At 67.4% G+C, this 15,582-nt stretch carries 19 protein-coding genes; 12 read left to right on the forward strand and 7 right to left on the reverse strand.

Features of this window, described 5'->3' with window-relative positions:
* Positions 1 to 46: 46 nt before the first annotated feature.
* Entirely contained in the window at positions 47 to 529 is a 483-nt protein-coding gene (locus AB0M15_RS07145; RefSeq protein WP_363814873.1) for a cupin domain-containing protein, read from the reverse strand.
* A 69-nt stretch (positions 530 to 598) separates the two neighbouring features.
* Here AB0M15_RS07145 and AB0M15_RS07150 point away from each other — a divergent pair, with 69 nt between their 5' ends.
* Genes AB0M15_RS07150 through AB0M15_RS07170 form a run of 5 tightly spaced genes read left to right on the forward strand, consistent with a single transcriptional unit; the run spans position 599 to position 3,546 of the window.
* Positions 599 to 1,219 carry a helix-turn-helix domain-containing protein gene (locus AB0M15_RS07150; RefSeq protein ID WP_363816564.1) on the forward strand — a complete coding sequence of 207 codons (621 nt, stop codon included), beginning with the start codon at positions 599 to 601 and terminating at the stop codon, positions 1,217 to 1,219.
* Between the two features lie 4 nt (positions 1,220 to 1,223).
* The gene (arfB, locus tag AB0M15_RS07155) at positions 1,224 to 1,649 is read left to right on the forward strand and encodes an alternative ribosome rescue aminoacyl-tRNA hydrolase ArfB (RefSeq protein WP_363814875.1); all 426 of its coding nucleotides are present in this window, start codon (positions 1,224 to 1,226) and stop codon (positions 1,647 to 1,649) included.
* Positions 1,650 to 1,697: 48 nt separating this feature from the next.
* Entirely contained in the window at positions 1,698 to 2,324 is a 627-nt protein-coding gene (locus AB0M15_RS07160; protein WP_363814877.1) for a hypothetical protein, read from the forward strand.
* Positions 2,321 to 2,938 (forward strand): hypothetical protein, encoded by a 618-nt coding sequence (locus AB0M15_RS07165; protein WP_363814879.1) that lies wholly within the window; start codon positions 2,321 to 2,323, stop codon positions 2,936 to 2,938. Before AB0M15_RS07160 ends, AB0M15_RS07165 begins: the two co-directional genes overlap by 4 nt.
* Positions 2,935 to 3,546, forward strand: coding sequence for a hypothetical protein (locus AB0M15_RS07170; RefSeq protein ID WP_363814881.1), 612 nt, complete (start codon positions 2,935 to 2,937; stop codon positions 3,544 to 3,546). The genes AB0M15_RS07165 and AB0M15_RS07170 overlap by 4 nt, the downstream gene beginning before the upstream one ends.
* Here the strand turns inward: AB0M15_RS07170 and AB0M15_RS07175 are convergent.
* Both AB0M15_RS07175 and AB0M15_RS07180 read right to left on the reverse strand, forming a co-directional pair.
* The gene (locus AB0M15_RS07175) at positions 3,509 to 4,885 is read right to left on the reverse strand and encodes a hypothetical protein (RefSeq protein WP_363816566.1); all 1,377 of its coding nucleotides are present in this window, start codon (positions 4,883 to 4,885) and stop codon (positions 3,509 to 3,511) included. The genes AB0M15_RS07170 and AB0M15_RS07175 overlap by 38 nt on opposite strands.
* A 37-nt stretch (positions 4,886 to 4,922) precedes the next feature.
* Positions 4,923 to 5,162 (reverse strand): MoaD/ThiS family protein, encoded by a 240-nt coding sequence (locus AB0M15_RS07180; RefSeq protein WP_363814882.1) that lies wholly within the window; start codon positions 5,160 to 5,162, stop codon positions 4,923 to 4,925.
* A gap of 162 nt (positions 5,163 to 5,324) precedes the next feature.
* Between AB0M15_RS07180 and AB0M15_RS07185 the strand changes: the two genes are divergently transcribed.
* Positions 5,325 to 6,035 carry a response regulator transcription factor gene (locus AB0M15_RS07185; protein ID WP_363814884.1) on the forward strand — a complete coding sequence of 237 codons (711 nt, stop codon included), beginning with the start codon at positions 5,325 to 5,327 and terminating at the stop codon, positions 6,033 to 6,035.
* Between the two features lie 125 nt (positions 6,036 to 6,160).
* Positions 6,161 to 6,463, forward strand: coding sequence for a hypothetical protein (locus AB0M15_RS07190; protein ID WP_343969907.1), 303 nt, complete (start codon positions 6,161 to 6,163; stop codon positions 6,461 to 6,463).
* A gap of 4 nt (positions 6,464 to 6,467) precedes the next feature.
* On the opposite strand, the gene AB0M15_RS07195 is transcribed toward AB0M15_RS07190, so the two are convergent.
* Together AB0M15_RS07195 and AB0M15_RS07200 are read right to left on the reverse strand one after the other, a co-directional pair.
* Positions 6,468 to 7,226, reverse strand: a complete 759-nt coding sequence (locus AB0M15_RS07195) for an SDR family oxidoreductase (protein WP_363814886.1) — start codon at positions 7,224 to 7,226, stop codon at positions 6,468 to 6,470.
* Positions 7,227 to 7,267: 41 nt separating this feature from the next.
* Complete coding sequence (locus AB0M15_RS07200; protein WP_363814888.1) at positions 7,268 to 8,167, reverse strand: TIGR03620 family F420-dependent LLM class oxidoreductase; 900 nt, start codon at positions 8,165 to 8,167, stop codon at positions 7,268 to 7,270.
* 128 nt (positions 8,168 to 8,295) lie between these two features.
* Here AB0M15_RS07200 and AB0M15_RS07205 point away from each other — a divergent pair, with 128 nt between their 5' ends.
* Complete coding sequence (locus tag AB0M15_RS07205; RefSeq protein WP_363814890.1) at positions 8,296 to 8,895, forward strand: TetR/AcrR family transcriptional regulator; 600 nt, start codon at positions 8,296 to 8,298, stop codon at positions 8,893 to 8,895.
* A 309-nt stretch (positions 8,896 to 9,204) separates the two neighbouring features.
* The gene (locus AB0M15_RS07210; protein WP_363814892.1) at positions 9,205 to 9,867 is read left to right on the forward strand and encodes a hypothetical protein; all 663 of its coding nucleotides are present in this window, start codon (positions 9,205 to 9,207) and stop codon (positions 9,865 to 9,867) included.
* Positions 9,868 to 9,969: 102 nt separating this feature from the next.
* On the opposite strand, the gene AB0M15_RS07215 is transcribed toward AB0M15_RS07210, so the two are convergent.
* Positions 9,970 to 11,640, reverse strand: a complete 1,671-nt coding sequence (locus AB0M15_RS07215) for a bifunctional metallophosphatase/5'-nucleotidase (protein ID WP_363814894.1) — start codon at positions 11,638 to 11,640, stop codon at positions 9,970 to 9,972.
* Positions 11,641 to 11,870: 230 nt separating this feature from the next.
* Here AB0M15_RS07215 and mshD point away from each other — a divergent pair, with 230 nt between their 5' ends.
* The 3 genes from mshD (at position 11,871) to AB0M15_RS07230 (ending at position 14,504) form a co-directional block, all read left to right on the forward strand.
* On the forward strand, positions 11,871 to 12,803 hold the full coding sequence (gene mshD / locus AB0M15_RS07220) for a mycothiol synthase (RefSeq protein ID WP_363814896.1): 933 nt from the start codon (positions 11,871 to 11,873) through the stop codon (positions 12,801 to 12,803).
* 166 nt (positions 12,804 to 12,969) lie between these two features.
* Entirely contained in the window at positions 12,970 to 13,587 is a 618-nt protein-coding gene (locus AB0M15_RS07225; RefSeq protein ID WP_363814898.1) for a DUF6318 family protein, read from the forward strand.
* Complete coding sequence (locus AB0M15_RS07230; protein WP_363814900.1) at positions 13,584 to 14,504, forward strand: hypothetical protein; 921 nt, start codon at positions 13,584 to 13,586, stop codon at positions 14,502 to 14,504. Before AB0M15_RS07225 ends, AB0M15_RS07230 begins: the two co-directional genes overlap by 4 nt.
* On the opposite strand, the gene AB0M15_RS07235 is transcribed toward AB0M15_RS07230, so the two are convergent.
* Positions 14,505 to 15,509 (reverse strand): alpha/beta hydrolase, encoded by a 1,005-nt coding sequence (locus tag AB0M15_RS07235; protein WP_363814902.1) that lies wholly within the window; start codon positions 15,507 to 15,509, stop codon positions 14,505 to 14,507.
* Positions 15,510 to 15,582: the final 73 nt, after the last annotated feature.

Below are 15,582 nucleotides of genomic sequence, written 5' to 3' on the forward strand. Positions count from 1 at the left end.
GAGCACTCCACCTCGGCGCCGGCCTCCCCAGGCCGGCGCCGAGGCGCTATCCCACCGGCAGCCTCGCGAACGGCGGCGGGCCGAGGATCACGGTGCTGCCGTTGGCCCGGGCCGACTCCTGGATCTTGCCGAAGTCGACCTCGTGCGCGGCGCCTTCGACGTACGGTTCGCTGGCGTCGAAGAAGAAGTCCTGGCCGACGCCGGGCGTGATCAGCACGAGCATCCTCGCTGTCTCGGACGTCACCACGAACGCGTGCGGCGTCCCTCGGGGCACCATCGCCAGACCACCCGGACCGACGCGATGCTCGACGCCGTCCAGGTGGATCAGGATCTCCCCCTCCAGCAGGTACATCGACTCGTCCGCGTCGGGATGCAGGTGGAGCGGCGTGACCTTGCCGCGCTCCATCCGGTCCTCGAACAGCAGATAGCTCTCGCCGGTCTGCTCAGCCGTGGCCAGCCAGCGATGCACTCCACCGCCGGAGAACCAGCGCAAGTCGCCTTCCGTCGCACCTCTGACGAATCCGTCCACCCTGTCCACCCCTCCCGTTATGATACTTAGGTCTCACCAAGAGACTGCGGTATCATTTGCACTGTGTCAATGCCCTACGAGACCGGCGGCCGCAGCCGGCAGAAGCAGCGCACCAGAGACGCCCTGGTCACCGCGGCCCGCGAGCTGGTCGCCGCCGGGGTGACACCGACCGTCGAGCAGGCGGCCGCGGCAGCGGACGTGTCCCGCCCGACCGCCTACCGGTACTTCCCGAACCAGCGCGCCTTGCTGGCGGCCGCCCATCCCGAGACCACGACCACGTCCTTGCTGCCGGCGGATCCACCCAGCGCCGTGAGTGAGCGGCTGGCGGCGGTGATGGACACCTTCATCAGGTTGCTCGTCGAGACCGAGGCCCAGCAACGCACGATGCTCCGGATCGCTCTCGAGGCCGACCCCACCGAGCGGGCGGCCCTCCCGTTGCGCCAGGGCCGCGCGATCGGCTGGATCGAGGAGGCGCTGCTGCCGCTGCAGGACGAACTGCCGGCCGAGACCGTCCATCAGCTCGCGATCGCGATCCGGAGCGTGGCCGGGATCGAGGCCTTCAGCTGGCTGCTGGATGTGGCGAAACTGCCGCACGCCGAGGCGGTCCGGCTGATGAAGTGGTCGACGCAATCCCTGCTGGCCGCGGCCCTGGCTGGATCCCCGCCACCATCGGGCCCTTTGATTGAATAGCCCCATGGAGACCGGGTTGATCGTGCGCCACGGCGTTGTCATCCCGGAATCCGAGCTGGCGTGGCGGTTCTCCCGGTCGAGCGGGCCGGGTGGGCAGTCGGTCAACACCACCGACAGCCGGGTGGAGCTCAGTTTCGACGTGGCGGCCAGTACGGCGCTCAGCGCAGTACTGCGGGAGCGGGCGCTGGAGCGACTCGGGTCGCGGCTGGTGGACGGCGTACTGACCGTGGTGGCGTCCGAGCAGCGGTCGCAGTGGCGTAATCGGGAGGCGGCGCGGACCCGGCTGGCGGCGCTGATCCGGGAGGCGATCGCGGCACCGCCCCGGAAGCGGCGGCCGACCCGGCCCAGCAAGAACGCGGTCCGGCGGCGGCTGGACGACAAGAAGCGCCGCGGCGAGACCAAACGATTGCGTGGTCGGCCCGCTGACTAGTGCCCGGACTTGGGGCACTAGCCCCTTTGGGTGGTTAGGCTTCGGGGCGTGCCAGAAGCAACGGGGAGCGGTGACGGCGAGGAAGAGCTGCCGGAACTGCAGGACATCAAGGTGCGCGGCAGGTCGCTGAAGACCTGGGGACTCAGCGCGGGCGCCGTGCTGCTGGTGATCTCGGCGGCGTTCGGCGGCCTGGAGAAGAAGGCTGACGAGACCCCGCAGGTGGCGGCCGGGACGGCGATCGACACCGGCCAGATCGAGGTGACGATCCAGCGGGTGGTCACGGTCAAGGACCTCAAGCCGCTGTTCCAGCCGGAGGACGGTGGCGCGCTGATCGCGGTGGTCACCAAGCTGAAGGTGACCGACGACACCGGCACCAACCCGCCAGGTGATCTGCTCCGGCTGATCGGCGTACCGGGGATCAAGGACACCGATCCGCCGATGGGCACCACCAACATCAAGGACGAGACCCGCGACCCGGTGCTGACGCCGGAGTTCGGCGAGGACGTCGCGTATGTCTGGAAGCTGCCCAAGCTCAGCGACCTGCCGACCGAGGTGAAGCTCACCGTGCAGCACTACGAGCACACCGACGAGTCGATCCTGGACCACCACGAGAAGTGGATGCCGGACAAGCTCGCGGCCGAGAGCACCGTCAAGGTGAAGGACAACACGAAGTGACCGCCCCGCCTCCCCTGGAAGGGGCCGCGCGCAACAACTGGCTGCGCAGGCTGGCCAACTACGGGCTGGTGCTTGTCGTGCTGGTGGCGATCATCGGGCTGTACCGGCTGACGCCGACGCAGAAGGACATCCAGGACCCGGTCGAGGTGCACGGCGTCGTCGGCAAGGCGGTCAAGACGCCGCGGTTCGAGCTGACCGTCAAGACGGTCCAGGTCAGCAAGAAGCTGCGGATCCCGCGCTCGGCGCCGGACCGCGAGTCGCTGTCCGACTTCGTCGTGATCGAGGCGGAGGTACAGGCTCTGCGGGAGCCGATGCACCTGAACAAGGTGTCGATCAAGGCTGCTGACGGCACCACCTATCTCGGCGCCGACCGGTCTGGCCTCGAGACCGTCGACCTGAGCAGCTACGAGTTCGCGCCGGGCATCCCGGCCCGGGGCGTGTTCGTGGTGGAGATGCCGGCCGACAAGCTGCCCGGAGCCGTGCTGCAGGTGATGGAGAAGGCGTTCCTGAACGATTTGGAGCCGCAGGCAACGATCCCGCTCGGCGTCTCGAAGGACGAGCTGCCCGGTCTCCGCAAGGATGTGGCGATCTTCAACGCCGCGGATGCGTTGTGAGCAGCGCGCGACGGGCGCGGCCGGGGTGGTTCCGGAAGAACACGGCGGCCTTGCTGTCGCTGGTGATCACGGTGCCGCTGGCCGGGTGGTGGACGACACGGTCGGACTACAAGTCCTGGTATGACGCCGAACCTCGGGACGCCGTGACGGTGGCGGCGGGTGGTACGGAGTACCAGGGAGCAACCTGGTACGCGGCAAGTGTCGAGGTCGATCCGGACCCGGTGCGCAAGAACGCCGTACCGAGCACGTTGCCGGACGGTACGGCGCGGGTGCGCGTGTACCTGCGGATGCAGGTGGCCGACCTGAAGGACATCGAGAAGCTGAGCGGCTGCCAGGTCCACCTCCGGGCCCCGGACGGGCGGATCTGGGACGAGTCGATCCTGGAGGACGACTTCCAGGACCGGCCGACGGGTTGCACCGGCGGCTACGACGACAAGCCGGCCAGCTATCGGGATCCGCGGATCGCGCCGTACTTCCTGAAGCCGGTGGCCGGGAAGCCGTTCGAGGCGGTCGCGATCTTCATCGTGCCCGAGTCGGCGGCGTCGTCGGTCGAGCCGACGGTCACCTGGGCTACGAAACTTCCTGAGTATCTGGCATTCCCGAGGTAGCGGCGGTCAGGTCCGCGACGCCCTTGTCCGCCTGGGGTCCGGGAGCCGCGTGCGCGGCGTGCGTCCTGGTCTTGAGGTAGCCGGCCAGGCCGCCGATCATCCGGTCGTACGCCGCGGCCAGCAGGCTGACCTGGAGCATGATCTTCAGGCCGTCGGTGACCAGGTTCAGCGGCTCGTCGATGACCAGCCAGAACGGCAGCGAGTGCGGGCCGAGCACGTAGAGCTTGAGGAAGATCCAGACCTCGCTGGCCAGGAAGGTGACCACCGCCCAGGCGAGGAAGTAGCCCAGCATCGGCCGTAGCCCGGACCGGACCACCAGCCGGAACGCCTCGGCCACCGGCGTCCAGCGGTCCTTCCAGTCCGACACCACCGAGTTGCCGGCCACCCGGACGATCTTCGGCGTCTGCTGCCAGCGGTGGGTGATCCGGTCGAACCGCCAGCGCCGCTCGGTCGGCTCGGCCTTGTGCACGGCGCGGCCGTAGATCACCGCGGTCATCGTGATCCACATCAGCGGGAACACCGCGGCGTTCCACAGGTCACCGATGCCTGCGGCAATGAATCCGGTGATGGTGTCCCAGATCTCACGGACCGTCTCGACACCGAGGATGTGGTCGAGCACCCAGCCGTAGCCGTCCTGCACCCAGGCCCAGACCTGGCGGTCCTTCAGCCAGTCCTTCGGCGACGGGATGAACGAGGAGGCCTGGTAGATCACGACGAAGATCCAGAGCGCCTCGAGATAGGTGACGAACAGGCGGCGTACCGGGCCGCCGGTGTTCTTGCCCTTGCGCTTGAAGAGGAACCGCAGCAGGTACGCCGTGACGCCGAGGCCGATGAACAGCCAGGTGGACAGCGACTGCAGCCCGGTCGACTGCTCGGCAACCGTGCCACCGTTGAGGACGGTCGCGAGGGTGTCGTTGGCCTTGTGGACGGCCAGTTGGTACTCGTAGTCGAGCGCCTCGTTCTGGAGGAACTTGTACGCCGCGTAGAACGCCAGGAACGGCAGCAGGGCCGCCGCGAGCGCGTCGATCGGGCGGTGCTCCTTGCCGGGCTCGACACCGTCAGGCGCGAGCATCCCCTCGGCGACGGCCCGCTTGTGGAAGGGGAGCTCGCCGCGGAGTACGAGGAACATCGTGACGTACATCGCCAGCGAGACGACGACCAGCATCGCCAGCACGGCGATACCGGCGGCCTCGGCCTTGGCTCCCGCCTGCACAGCCACCCACTGCAGACCCCGATGCGCCAGCTGCGCAATCAGGAACACAGCCAGTAGCCGAGGCCAGGCCTTCCCGAACAACGCCCCCGCGCGGCCCACCGTAGTGAGCAACGTCCCCGATTCCATCGCCACAGTCGGGCAATCTACCGCTCCGGGAGGGTCCTCAGCCGCCGGCGAAGGGTGGCAGGGCGTCGACGAGGGCGCCGTCTTGGAGGCCGGTGTCCAGGTCTACCCGCTCGCCGTCGAGCAGGAACGTGCAGATGCCGAGCACCCGGGCCAGTTCGGGCCTTCCCGCTGAGACCACGCCCACGAGATCCTTGACGGATGCCGCCTGGGCGGTCGCACTCGACTCGCCCGCCGCGGCCCGCGCAGCGGCGAAGTACCTGATGGTCACTTCCGGCATCTGGGTTGGGCCTCACTCTGATGGTTTGTTGTGAGCTATTATGTCAGCTTGCTGTTGCTATCCAGTGTGACTCGGGCCCCCGGCAATGACGCCGCTGGGGCCTGACGTGCATAAGGACCGGGTCGCTCACCAGGGATCCGACGACCAGCACAAGGAGACAGCGTGAGCACGTTGCTTCTGCTGACGAACGCATTGCAGGCCTCCACCGAGGTGCTGCCGTCGCTCGCCCTGCTGCCACACCAGATCCGCATCCTGCCCGCCGAGGTCGCCGCTCTCGTGGACGCGCCCGACGCCGACGCGGTCCTCCTCGACGCCCGCCGCGACCTGGTCACGGTCCGCGGGGTCTCCCGCCTGATCCGGACCACGGGCATCGACGTACCGCTGATCCTGGTCGTCACCGAAGGCGGCCTGACCGCGGTGAACGCGGACTGGGGCGCCGACGACGTACTGCTCGACACGGCCGGCCCGGCCGAGATCGAGGCCCGGCTGCGGCTGGTGATCGGCCGCCTCGCCGCCGCTCGCAACGAGGACCCCGACACCACGCTGATCCGCAGCGGCGACGTGGTGATCGACGAAGCCTCGTACACGGCGAAGCTCAACGGGCGGGCGCTCGACCTCACGTACAAGGAGTTCGAGCTGTTCAAGTTCCTCGCGCAGCACCCGGGGCGGGTGTTCACGCGGGAGCAGCTGCTCCAGGAGGTCTGGGGGTACGACTACTTCGGCGGCACCCGGACGGTCGATGTGCACGTCCGGCGGCTGCGGGCCAAGCTCGGGCCGGAGCACGAGTCGCTGATCGGTACCGTGCGCAACGTCGGGTACCGGTTCGTCATCCCGCCGTCCAAGGACCGCGAAACGGCCGACGTCAGCGTCTGAACCCGGCGGCCTGGCTGCTTGCTGATCATGTTCTGGACTGGACCAGGCGCCGGGATTCCGGGCTTGACCCGGAGCGTATTCATGCTGCTACGGTGCGTATTCGGTCTTTTCACGGAAGGTGACCGATGGCGCACGCTGCTCCGACTTCGCACCGCCGAGGCGCTCGCGCTTCACATCGTCTTCGGACGGACGGTCCGATCCAGCCCACAACCTGGCTCGGCCTGACCTTCGCCCTGATCTTCGGGCTGGTTCTGACCGGCCGGTCCCATGTCGGCGTGCACGCGGCCGGCATCACCCTGCTGGTCATGCTCGTGCCGCTCACCGTGGCCGTCTTCGCCACCGGCCTGCGCCAGGGCATCGGGTCCACCAAGGCGGCGCTCTCCACCGGGATCGCGTTCGCCTTGGTGGTCCTCAAGTTCTTGCTCTGAGCTTTCAGAGCTGGTTGGTGCCGCCGTCGACGAAGATCTCAGCGCCGGTCATGAAGCTGCTCTCGCTGGAGGCGAGGAACAGGACGGCGTTGGCGATCTCCTCGGGCTCACCGAGCCGCCCGAGCGGCACGCCGGACGCGATCGCCCCCAGCAGCGCGGGCGCCTGCGTCGCGTCGGGCGCCAGGCCGGCCAGGCCCGGTGTGTTGGTCGGGCCAGGGATGACGGTGTTGACGCGGATCCCGCGCTGCGCCAGTTCCGCGGCCCACGTGCGGCCGAAGGACCGGATGGCGGCCTTCGTTGCGGCGTACACGCTGAACGCCGGAGTGCCGTCGGTGGCCGAGATCGAGCCGGTCAGGACGATCGTGGCGCCCTCGTTGAGCAGCGGGAGTGCCTTCTGCACGGTGAAGAGGGTGCCGCGGACGTTGATCCCGAAGGTCTGGTCGAAGCTCTCGGGCGTGATCGTCCCCAGCGGTGCCAGCTCGCCACCGCCCGCGTTCGCATGGACGATGTCCAGGCCGCGGCCGAACCGGGTGATGGTTTCGAAGAGTGCGTCGAGGTCGTCGAGGCTCGCGACGTCACTCGCCATGCCGGTGACCTGGCCGCCGGCTTGCTTGATGTCCGCTACGGCGGCGTCGAGTTCGGGCTTGCGGCGGCCGGTGATGAAGACGTGTGCGCCTTCGGTGGCGAGGCGGCGGGCCGATGCGAGGCCGATACCGGTGGTGCCACCCGTGACGAGTGCGACCTTGTTGTCCAGCTGTCCCATGATGAATTTCGTTTCGTTTCGTTTGTTTGGTTTGGTGAAGGTCAGATAGAGAGCGCGAGGTTCGTCAGCCGGCGCCAGTCCTCGAGCGGCAGGCCATCGCCGTCCGCCTGCTCTGCGGCCGGGAGGACCTGCACGGCAACGTGGTCCGCACCGGCATCGAGGTGCTCGCGTAGTCGCCTGGCGATGGCCTCGTCGTCCCCCCAGGCGACCAGTGCGTCGATCAGGCGGTCGCTTCCGCCAGGTACGAGATCGCTGTCGGTGTAGCCGAGCAGCCGGAGATTGTTGCGATAGGCATCGAATCCGATGAACATCCCGAGCTGCTCGCGCGCCACTGCCCGGGCCTGCTCGGCGTCGGTGCTGAACACGACCGCTTGGTGGGGCGCAATGAAGGCGTCGGCTCCCAGCTGGGCGCGCATCCTCGCGGTGTACTCCGGGCTCACCAGGAACGGATGGATCCCGGCGGTACGGTCCGCCGCGAGCTGGGCCATCTTCGGACCGAGAGCGCCTAGCAGCATCCGCTCTTTCGCTAGTGGGCTTGGCTCTTTCGCCAGCTCGTCGAGGTACTCGCTGACGGCATCGACTGGGCTCGTATATGTCCGACCCACCGCCGCCGCTGCGTTGCGGTCGCTCACGCCGAGGCCGACGATCGTCCGTGGACCGTGCCGGAGGTCGAGCTCATGGATCCTCGCCGCGAGTTCCTTGGCTTCCTGGCGCCAGATGCCGAGCACGCCGAGTACGACGTACGTGCTGGGCGACGCGGTCAGCAGCTCGTCGGTGTCGTCGAAGATGCCGCGGCCGTCGAGGCCTGGGATCCAGATGGCTTTGATCCCGCGATCGGCCAGCCCGGCCGCCGCTTCGACGCCTGGCTGACCGGTGTTGCGCAGTTCCATGCTCCAGACGCCGACCCGCCCCAGGGCCTGCTGCTTCACGCTGCCGCTCATGATCTTGCCTCCTTGGGTTTCATACCGTTCGGTTAGAAACTCAAGCTAGCAGTGGTTGAAGCTTCAGGCAAATTTTTGAACCGAGCGGTTAAGAACTGTATTGTCGGGAGCGGACCAGGAGGTGGCAGATGCCGGGAGGACGACCGCGCACGTTCGACGAGGACGAGGCGCTGGAGCGCGCCGTCGAGGTGTTCTGGCGGCAGGGGTACGAGGGCACGTCGATCACCGACCTGACCACCGCGATGGGCGTCAACAAGCCGAGCCTGTACTCCGTGTTCGGCGGCAAGGCGGATCTCTTCCGCCGGGTGATCGCGCACTACGCCGAGCACGACATGGCCTACGCGCGCGCAGCCATCGCCGAACCGACCGCGTTGCAGGTCGTCCAGCGCTTCCTCCGCGACAACGTGGTCGCGGTAACGCTCGACGACAAACCGAACGGCTGCCTGTCGATCCAAGGCGGCGTCTCCTGCAGCGCAGAGAACCAGGACGTCGCCCAGTCCCTGGCCGCCAGCCGCCTAGGCGGCGAGAAGGCCTTCGCTGACCGCTTCCGCCTCGCCATCGACCAAGGCGACCTACCCACCAACGCCGACGCCGATGCCCTGGCCCGCTTCCTCATGGTCGTCTCCGAAGGCCACGCAGTCCACGCGGCAGCCGGCGTCCCCCGCGATGCCCTCCAAAAGTCCGCAGCCATCGCCGAACAAGCCTTCAAAGCAATGACCACCGTCTGACCCCAGACGTCGACAGGAAGCGGCCAAGCGGCTCAATGGCGCCGTCACCAGCGCGATCATTCAATCCGGACCTCGGCTTCGGCCCCAGTCTTCGGAGGAGCGATGGTGGTTGGCGGACGGTGGATTGCTGGTCTTGTGGGGATCGTCCTTGTCTGTGGCGGCTGTGCATCGAACGCGGGGTCACCCGCGGCTCTGAGATCTCCAACGAGCACTCCGGTATCGACGAGCAGCCCGACGCCGACAGCGACGACTCCGGGGCCGCTCAGCGTCGCGGCGTACCAGCTGGTGTTAGCGCGGATCGAAACCACGATGCGCCGCTACCTGACGAGGGCGATGGCCGCGAAGTCCATCGCGTCGGCAAATGCCTATCGTGAACTTCTGACCGCGGCGATCGAGCAACAGGCCGCGATCCTCCGAGCCGTCGACCCTCCGACCCGGCTGGCCGCTGTGCACGCTGATGCGCTGCAGACCCTCTCCGGCAGTCTGATCGGCAGCCTCGTGAACGACCCGGTCGACGGCTGCACCGTGGCCGAACCGTTGGCCGCCTTCCTCTACTACGCGAACCTCGAGATCTACGACGCGATCACGCAGGGCATGAACCCGACCGGCCGACGGTCGACGTTCGGCCGCAAGTTGCTGCCGGCTCCACCCCGGAAGCTGCCGCCGAGGCGCGGGGCCAATGGGCACGTGGTGCAGCGGGTCGGGAAGCGTGGCTCCGCGCAGATCCGCGTCACCAACAAGCGCTCGACCGACGCCTTGATCGTGGTATCGACGGGCGGCAAGACACAGGCATCGATCTATGTGCGCGCCAAAAAGTCCGCGACACTGACCGGCCTGCGCGGCTCATTGGGGATCTCGATCCGGACCGGTTCAGATTGGGACGCCGCGGGGCGGGGCTTCACCCGGGGCTGCGAGGAAGAGACCTTCACCGAACCACTCGATCGCGGCTACGACTGGCAGTTCGCCATCTGATCCCGGAGCTGTTCCTGGTACTGGTAGCGGCCGGGGTCGCGGTGGGGCAACGCCCGGGCGGTCAGTGGAGAACCGCCCGGGCATCGCAGCTGCGGTGTTCGGTCAGGAACCGAGGGAAATACGGTCCGTCGGGCCCGGGGTGTACGGGTCGTGCGCGGCGAGGTACTTGGCGAACGCGTCGATGTCCAGACCGCCGAAGAACTTGTCGGTCGCCGTGGTGAAGGCCGGGAAGCCGTCACCACCGTCGGACAGGAAGTTGTTCGTGACGATCCGGTACGTCGTACCGTCGACCAGCGGTTGGCCGGCGATCTTGATCGAGCTCGCCACCACCTTGGCGCCCGGCGTTGCGGCCGGGTTGTAGGTGTAGGTGATGCCCGCGATCTGGAGCACCTTGTTCGAGGCCGTGTTGACGCCGGAGAACTGTTGCTCCAGCAGCGCCTTGATCTGCGTCCCGGTCATGTCCATCGAGACCAGGAAGTTGTTGAACGGCTGCACCGTGAAGGCCTGGCCGAAGGTCACCGCGCCCGCGTTGGAGGCCAGGTCGGCCCGGATGCCGCCCGGGTTCATGAACGCGACCACCGGCGTCTTGCCGTTGGTGACGGTCGAGGTGTCGGCGAGCTGGGCGTCCGCGATCAGGTTGCCCAGCGGCGACTCCTGCGAGTCGTCCGCCGTCTTCGTCACCATCGGCGTGGTGATGTGACCGATCACCTTGGTCTCGATCGGGGCGACCAGCGTCTGGTACTTGGTGATCAGCTCGGTCAGGTGCCGGTCCTTCGGCACGTCCCGGGTGACGATGTGGTTGTTCGCCAGCGTGTTCAGCCGGTCCACGTCGTTGGTGGCCAGGTCGATGCTCAGCCGGACCTCGGTGACCAGCTTGCCGAACGACGAGGCGCTGGTGACGAGCCGCGGCTTGCCGGCCGGGTCGGGGATCGAGCAGTTGTACGCCGCGTGGGTGTGACCGGAGATGATCACGTCGATCGCCGGGTCTAGGTTCTTGGCGATGTCGGTGATCGGGCCGGAGATGCCCGGGCAGCTGTTGAACGCCTTCGGGTCGGACGGCAGACCGCCCTCGTGCAGCAGTACGACGATCGAGTTGACGCCGTCCTTCGTCAGCTTCGGCACCAGCGCGTTGGCGGTCTCCACCTCGTCCTTGAAGGCCAGGCCCTCGACGCCGGACTTGGTGACGATGTTCGGCGTGTTCTCCAGCGTCATACCGATGAAGGCGACCTTCTGCCCACCGTGGAACTTCTTGATCGTGTACGGCGCGAACAGGGTCTTGTCGGTGTTCTCGTAGAACACGTTGGCCGACAGGTAGTCGAAGTCGGCACCCTTGAACTTGGCCTTCGGGTCCGGGCAGGAGTTCTGGTTGTTGGCGCCGTCACCGTCGGGCAGGCAGCCGCCCTTCTGCATCCGCAGCAGTTCCTTGTAGCCCTCGTCGAACTCGTGGTTGCCGACCGAGGTGGCGTCCAGCCCCATCTCGTTCATCGCCTCGATGGTGGGCTCGTCGTGGAACGCCGCGGACAGCAGCGGCGAGGCGCCGATCAGGTCACCGGCGGCCACCGTCGCAGAGTCCTGACCCTGCGCATCGGCGGAGTCGCGCAGCAGCTCCAGCTGGGTCGCCAGGTACTCCGCGCCGCCGGCCGGCGTGCCGTTCACGTTGCCGCCGGAGCTGGTCGCCGGGTTGGGCGCCAGGTTTCCGTGGAAGTCGTTGATCGCGAGCAGCTGGATCTGGGTGTGCGTCGGCTTGGGTTTCGCCGGCGCAGCCTGGGTCACGGTTCCCCCCGTGGCCAAGCCGAGCACCACAGCGGCACCGGCGGCCCCCAGGGCAACAGCCCGAGGTCCCCGCAGCCACTTCTTGTCTCGTCCTGTGAAGGCCATGTTCTTCGTCTTCTCTGTCGTCGTTTCGATCACCGCTGGTGCGCGGTTCCCGAAAATTACCTTGCTGCGGCGTGGCTGACCAAGGTCTCGACGATGAACTCAGCAGGACCTTTTACGGTATCGGGGTGACCCTCGAAGCCGTTCCCTCACCGTTGCCCCCGGCCACCGCCTCGGCCATCACCGAACTCGCTCGCTCCGCTGCTGAGAGCGACGGCGTCAATCCACTCTCCGAGCACACGCTGCTGCACCTGGAAGGAGAGCACCCGGGCGACGCACACTTCCTCGCGTACGCCGGTGAACCGGGCTCGGCCGAGCTTGCCGGGTACGGCGCATTGGGGCCGGACGGGTCGGCGGAGTTGGTGGTCGGCCCGGAGTACAGGCGCCAGGGCTTCGGTACTGCGCTGTTGCGGATGCTGCTCGACCACGGCGGCTCCGAACTGCGCGTCTGGGCCCATGGGCGACTCGCCGGATCGGACGAACTGGCTGCGCGCCTGGGGCTCGAGGTGACTCGGGAGCTGTACTTCCTTCGCCGACCGAGCGCCCCAGTGCCTGCGGCGGTCTGGCCGGAGGGGGTGTCGGTGCGCACGTTCGTACCGGGCCAGGACGACAGCGCCTGGCTGGCCGTGAACGCCGCCGCCTTCGCCCACCACCCCGAGCAGGGCAGCTGGACCCAGGCAGACCTGGCGGACCGCTTCCAACAGCCGTGGTTCGACCCAGCCGGCTTCTTCCTGGCAGTAACCGCCGACGACACCGTGGCCGGCTTCCACTGGACCAAGATCCACGAGGACGAGGGCCCAGAACCCTTCGGCGAGGTCTACGTAGTAGGCGTCTCCCCCGACCACCAAGGCACCGGCCTAGGCAAGGCCCTGACTCTCGAAGGCATCCGCCACCTCCAAGAGGACCGAGGCCTCTCCTCGATCGTCCTCTACGTAGACGGCACCAACACCCCAGCCCACACCCTCTACACCAACCTCGGCTTCACCACCGCAGCCCTGGACGTCCAGTTCGCCCCTGTAACCGGTGTCACACCGAATTCACCCAGTAACTCCGCGTCATAATCCCCCTCTCCCGCCGTCCCACCCATACCAGGAGCCGTCCGAGCCTCTTACCCCCCAGCCGGGCGGCTCCTGGCCCCACCCACTTATCCACAGCCTCCCCTTCCGCCCCCACCCCCCGCTCCCCCCTCCGGCTACGATCAAATTCGACTACGGAGAGGTGACACCCGTGACAACCCGCAACAGGCAGGCCACCGCCCTAACCCTGACCTGCCTCTGCGCCGCTGCCCTACTAACCGCCTGCACCAACAAAAGCCCAGAAGCCGGCCAACCCAACACCGCCCCGCCATCCACATCGACCACCGGGGCCAGCAGCACGCCATCGACCAGCTCGCCAGTCAGTCCATCAGTCGCCGGCACGCCGCCGAAACGCCCATCGGATGCAGACGGCCTCACGCTCGCTGCTGCGGAGTCGTTCGTGCGGTATTACAGCGCCCTGCTGAACTATGCATCCGACACCGGCCAAACAACCGAGTTGCTCGCCTCCAGCGACTCCGGCTGCCATCGATGCAAGGCCTATGCCGACTTCGTCGCAAAGTCGAACGCCAAGAATGGCGGACTGAGCGGTGACTATCACGAGCAGCTCAAGGAGGTCTCGGAGTTGGTTCGCGGAACAAACGGGCGGCTGGGCGGATCGGCGACCATCGTCATCGGGGCTTACGTCAGCAAGGAGACCCCGACATCCGAGCCGGTCTCGACCAAGGCAACGACATACAAGCGTGAACTAGCTCTCTCCCCCCAAGGCGGCAATTGGGTGATGTACGAGATGAAGCTGGTTGCGCAATGACGCTGGTCCGGGGAGTCGTCACGACGATTGGCGTCTCCACGACCATCTGCCTGGGCATCGCCTCGTCGATCGTCCTGCCCGAAGGCTTCGGCGGCGTCTCTGCGGAGGCCACGATCATTCCTGGCTCTCGCCCGAGCCCCAAGCCGACCTTCAGCGCAGGGAAATCCCGTGAAGGAACCCAGATCACGGGGTGGAGCGACGACCACGAACGATTCGTCGACACCGATAGGAACAGTGGCCCACGTCGACAAAAGGCGGGCGCCAAAGAGGTCGGGGACCGTCAAGTCCGCAGGAACCGCGACTCCACCACCACAACCGTCGAAGACGATCTTCGTCTCCACGACGGGCTCTGCGGGCATTCGCCCACCATGGCGAGTTGTTTGCCCGCGATGGAAGATGACCGACCGGATCAGCCCAATCTGCCGGTGACGACGCCGAGCATGGCTGTCGCAGAGCGGATCCCACGGCCGGAGGATGTTACGTGGGATCAGGTGCTGAGGGAGGCGAAGGCTGTGGTGTTCCCCCGACTGAAGGTGAAGGTCCAGCCGACGGGACGAACGCTGGTCAACCAGGACACCATCGTCTACACGGATAAGTACAAGGTCTACTCGCAGACGGTGACGGTGCTCGGCTTCCCGGTGGAAGTCCAGGCTGCGCCGAGCAGCTACACGTGGAACTTCGGCGACGGAGCAACGCTGACAACCAGTACGCCCGGAAACCCCTATCCGTCCAAGGACATCACGCACAAGTACATGAAAAAGGCCGGGGTGAACCTGACCGTCACCGTCGGGTACGAGGCTCGGTACAACGTTGCCGACACCGGGTGGCGCTACATCGGAACCGTGCCGATCACCGGGCCCGCTACAGCGTTGCGGGTGCGGGAGGCGGTGCCGGTGTTGGTTGGGACGGGGCGGTAGTTACGGGGTGGGGTTGAGGGCTGCGCGGATTGTGGTTGTTATGCGGAGTTGGGCGGCTCGGGTTTCGCCGGGGAGGGCGAGGATGTTGGCGAAGCCGTGGACGAGGGTGGGTTCGCAGGTGTGGGTGGTGGGGACGCCGGCGTCGCGGAGGCGGGTGGCGTAGTCGTTGCCTTCGTCGCGTAGGGGGTCGAAGCCTGCCGTTACTACGTAGGCGGGGGCTACGCCGGACAGGTCTTCGGCGTAGATGGGCGAGACCAAGGGGTTCTTTCGGATGGCGGGGTCTGGGGTGTAGTGGTTCAGGTACCAGGTGATGTCTTCGTCGGTGAGGAAGAAGCCTTCGGCGAAGAGGTCTCGGCTGGGGCGGCGGTAGGCGAGGTCTACGGCCGGATAGAGGAGTACCTGGAGAGCGGGGGACGGTAGGCCGCGGAGGACGCATTGCTGGGCGACCACGGCAGAGAGGTTGCCGCCGGCTGAGTCGCCGCCGACCCCGACCAGGGAAGGGTCTGCGCCTAAGTCTTCGGCGTGTTCGATGGCCCAACTGAAGGCGGCGATCGCATCCTCGGCGGCTACGGGGGCCTCGGCCTCGGGGGCCAGGCGGTAGTCGACTGAGAGGACGCGGATGCCCGCCTCTTCGGCCAGGTCACGGCAGTAGGCGTCGTGGCTGTCCAGGTCGCCGACCACCCAGCCGCCGCCGTGGAAGAACACCAGCAGGCCGCCGCCCGACGACGGGGCCGCGCGGGGGACGTACAGGCGGGCTCCGAGTTGGCCGTCGGCTCCGCGGACGGTGAGTTCCGTCACTCGGAGTAGCTCGCGGGGATGGCCCGCGACCAGCTTCGACACCGAGAGCAGGTTCGCCCGGGCGGTGGCGACGGACTGCTTCTTTGCGCCCGGCAACAAACCCTCGAGCCGCAGCAACAGCTGCAGGTCGGGGTCGAGCACGTTGCCGTCGATCTGGATCGGGGCGCCCGCCAGCCGCCTCCGGACCGCCGGAGGCAGTGCTGTCACAGGCTTCAGGGCACTGCCTTGTACCGTGTTCAAGGCGGTCCGCAGCAAGGTGTCCACTCGACTGTTCACAAGG

It is taken from the genome of Kribbella sp. NPDC051718, assembly GCF_040681515.1.
Lineage (GTDB): Bacteria > Actinomycetota > Actinomycetes > Propionibacteriales > Kribbellaceae > Kribbella.

Excerpts from the sequence above, each read along its gene's own strand:
- AB0M15_RS07180 (WP_363814882.1), bottom strand. The coding sequence starts at position 5,162 with ATGCCGGAAGTGACCATCAGGTACTTCGCCGCTGCGCGGGCCGCGGCG.
- AB0M15_RS07210 (WP_363814892.1), top strand. The coding sequence starts at position 9,205 with ATGCGCCGCTACCTGACGAGGGCGATGGCCGCGAAGTCCATCGCGTCG.
- AB0M15_RS07230 (WP_363814900.1), top strand. The coding sequence starts at position 13,584 with ATGACGCTGGTCCGGGGAGTCGTCACGACGATTGGCGTCTCCACGACC.
- AB0M15_RS07150 (WP_363816564.1), top strand. The coding sequence starts at position 599 with ATGCCCTACGAGACCGGCGGCCGCAGCCGGCAGAAGCAGCGCACCAGA.
- AB0M15_RS07195 (WP_363814886.1), bottom strand. The coding sequence starts at position 7,226 with ATGGGACAGCTGGACAACAAGGTCGCACTCGTCACGGGTGGCACCACC.
- arfB (WP_363814875.1), top strand. The coding sequence starts at position 1,224 with ATGGAGACCGGGTTGATCGTGCGCCACGGCGTTGTCATCCCGGAATCC.
- AB0M15_RS07200 (WP_363814888.1), bottom strand. The coding sequence starts at position 8,167 with ATGAGCGGCAGCGTGAAGCAGCAGGCCCTGGGGCGGGTCGGCGTCTGG.
- AB0M15_RS07205 (WP_363814890.1), top strand. The coding sequence starts at position 8,296 with ATGCCGGGAGGACGACCGCGCACGTTCGACGAGGACGAGGCGCTGGAG.
- AB0M15_RS07175 (WP_363816566.1), bottom strand. The coding sequence starts at position 4,885 with ATGGAATCGGGGACGTTGCTCACTACGGTGGGCCGCGCGGGGGCGTTG.
- AB0M15_RS07190 (WP_343969907.1), top strand. The coding sequence starts at position 6,161 with ATGGCGCACGCTGCTCCGACTTCGCACCGCCGAGGCGCTCGCGCTTCA.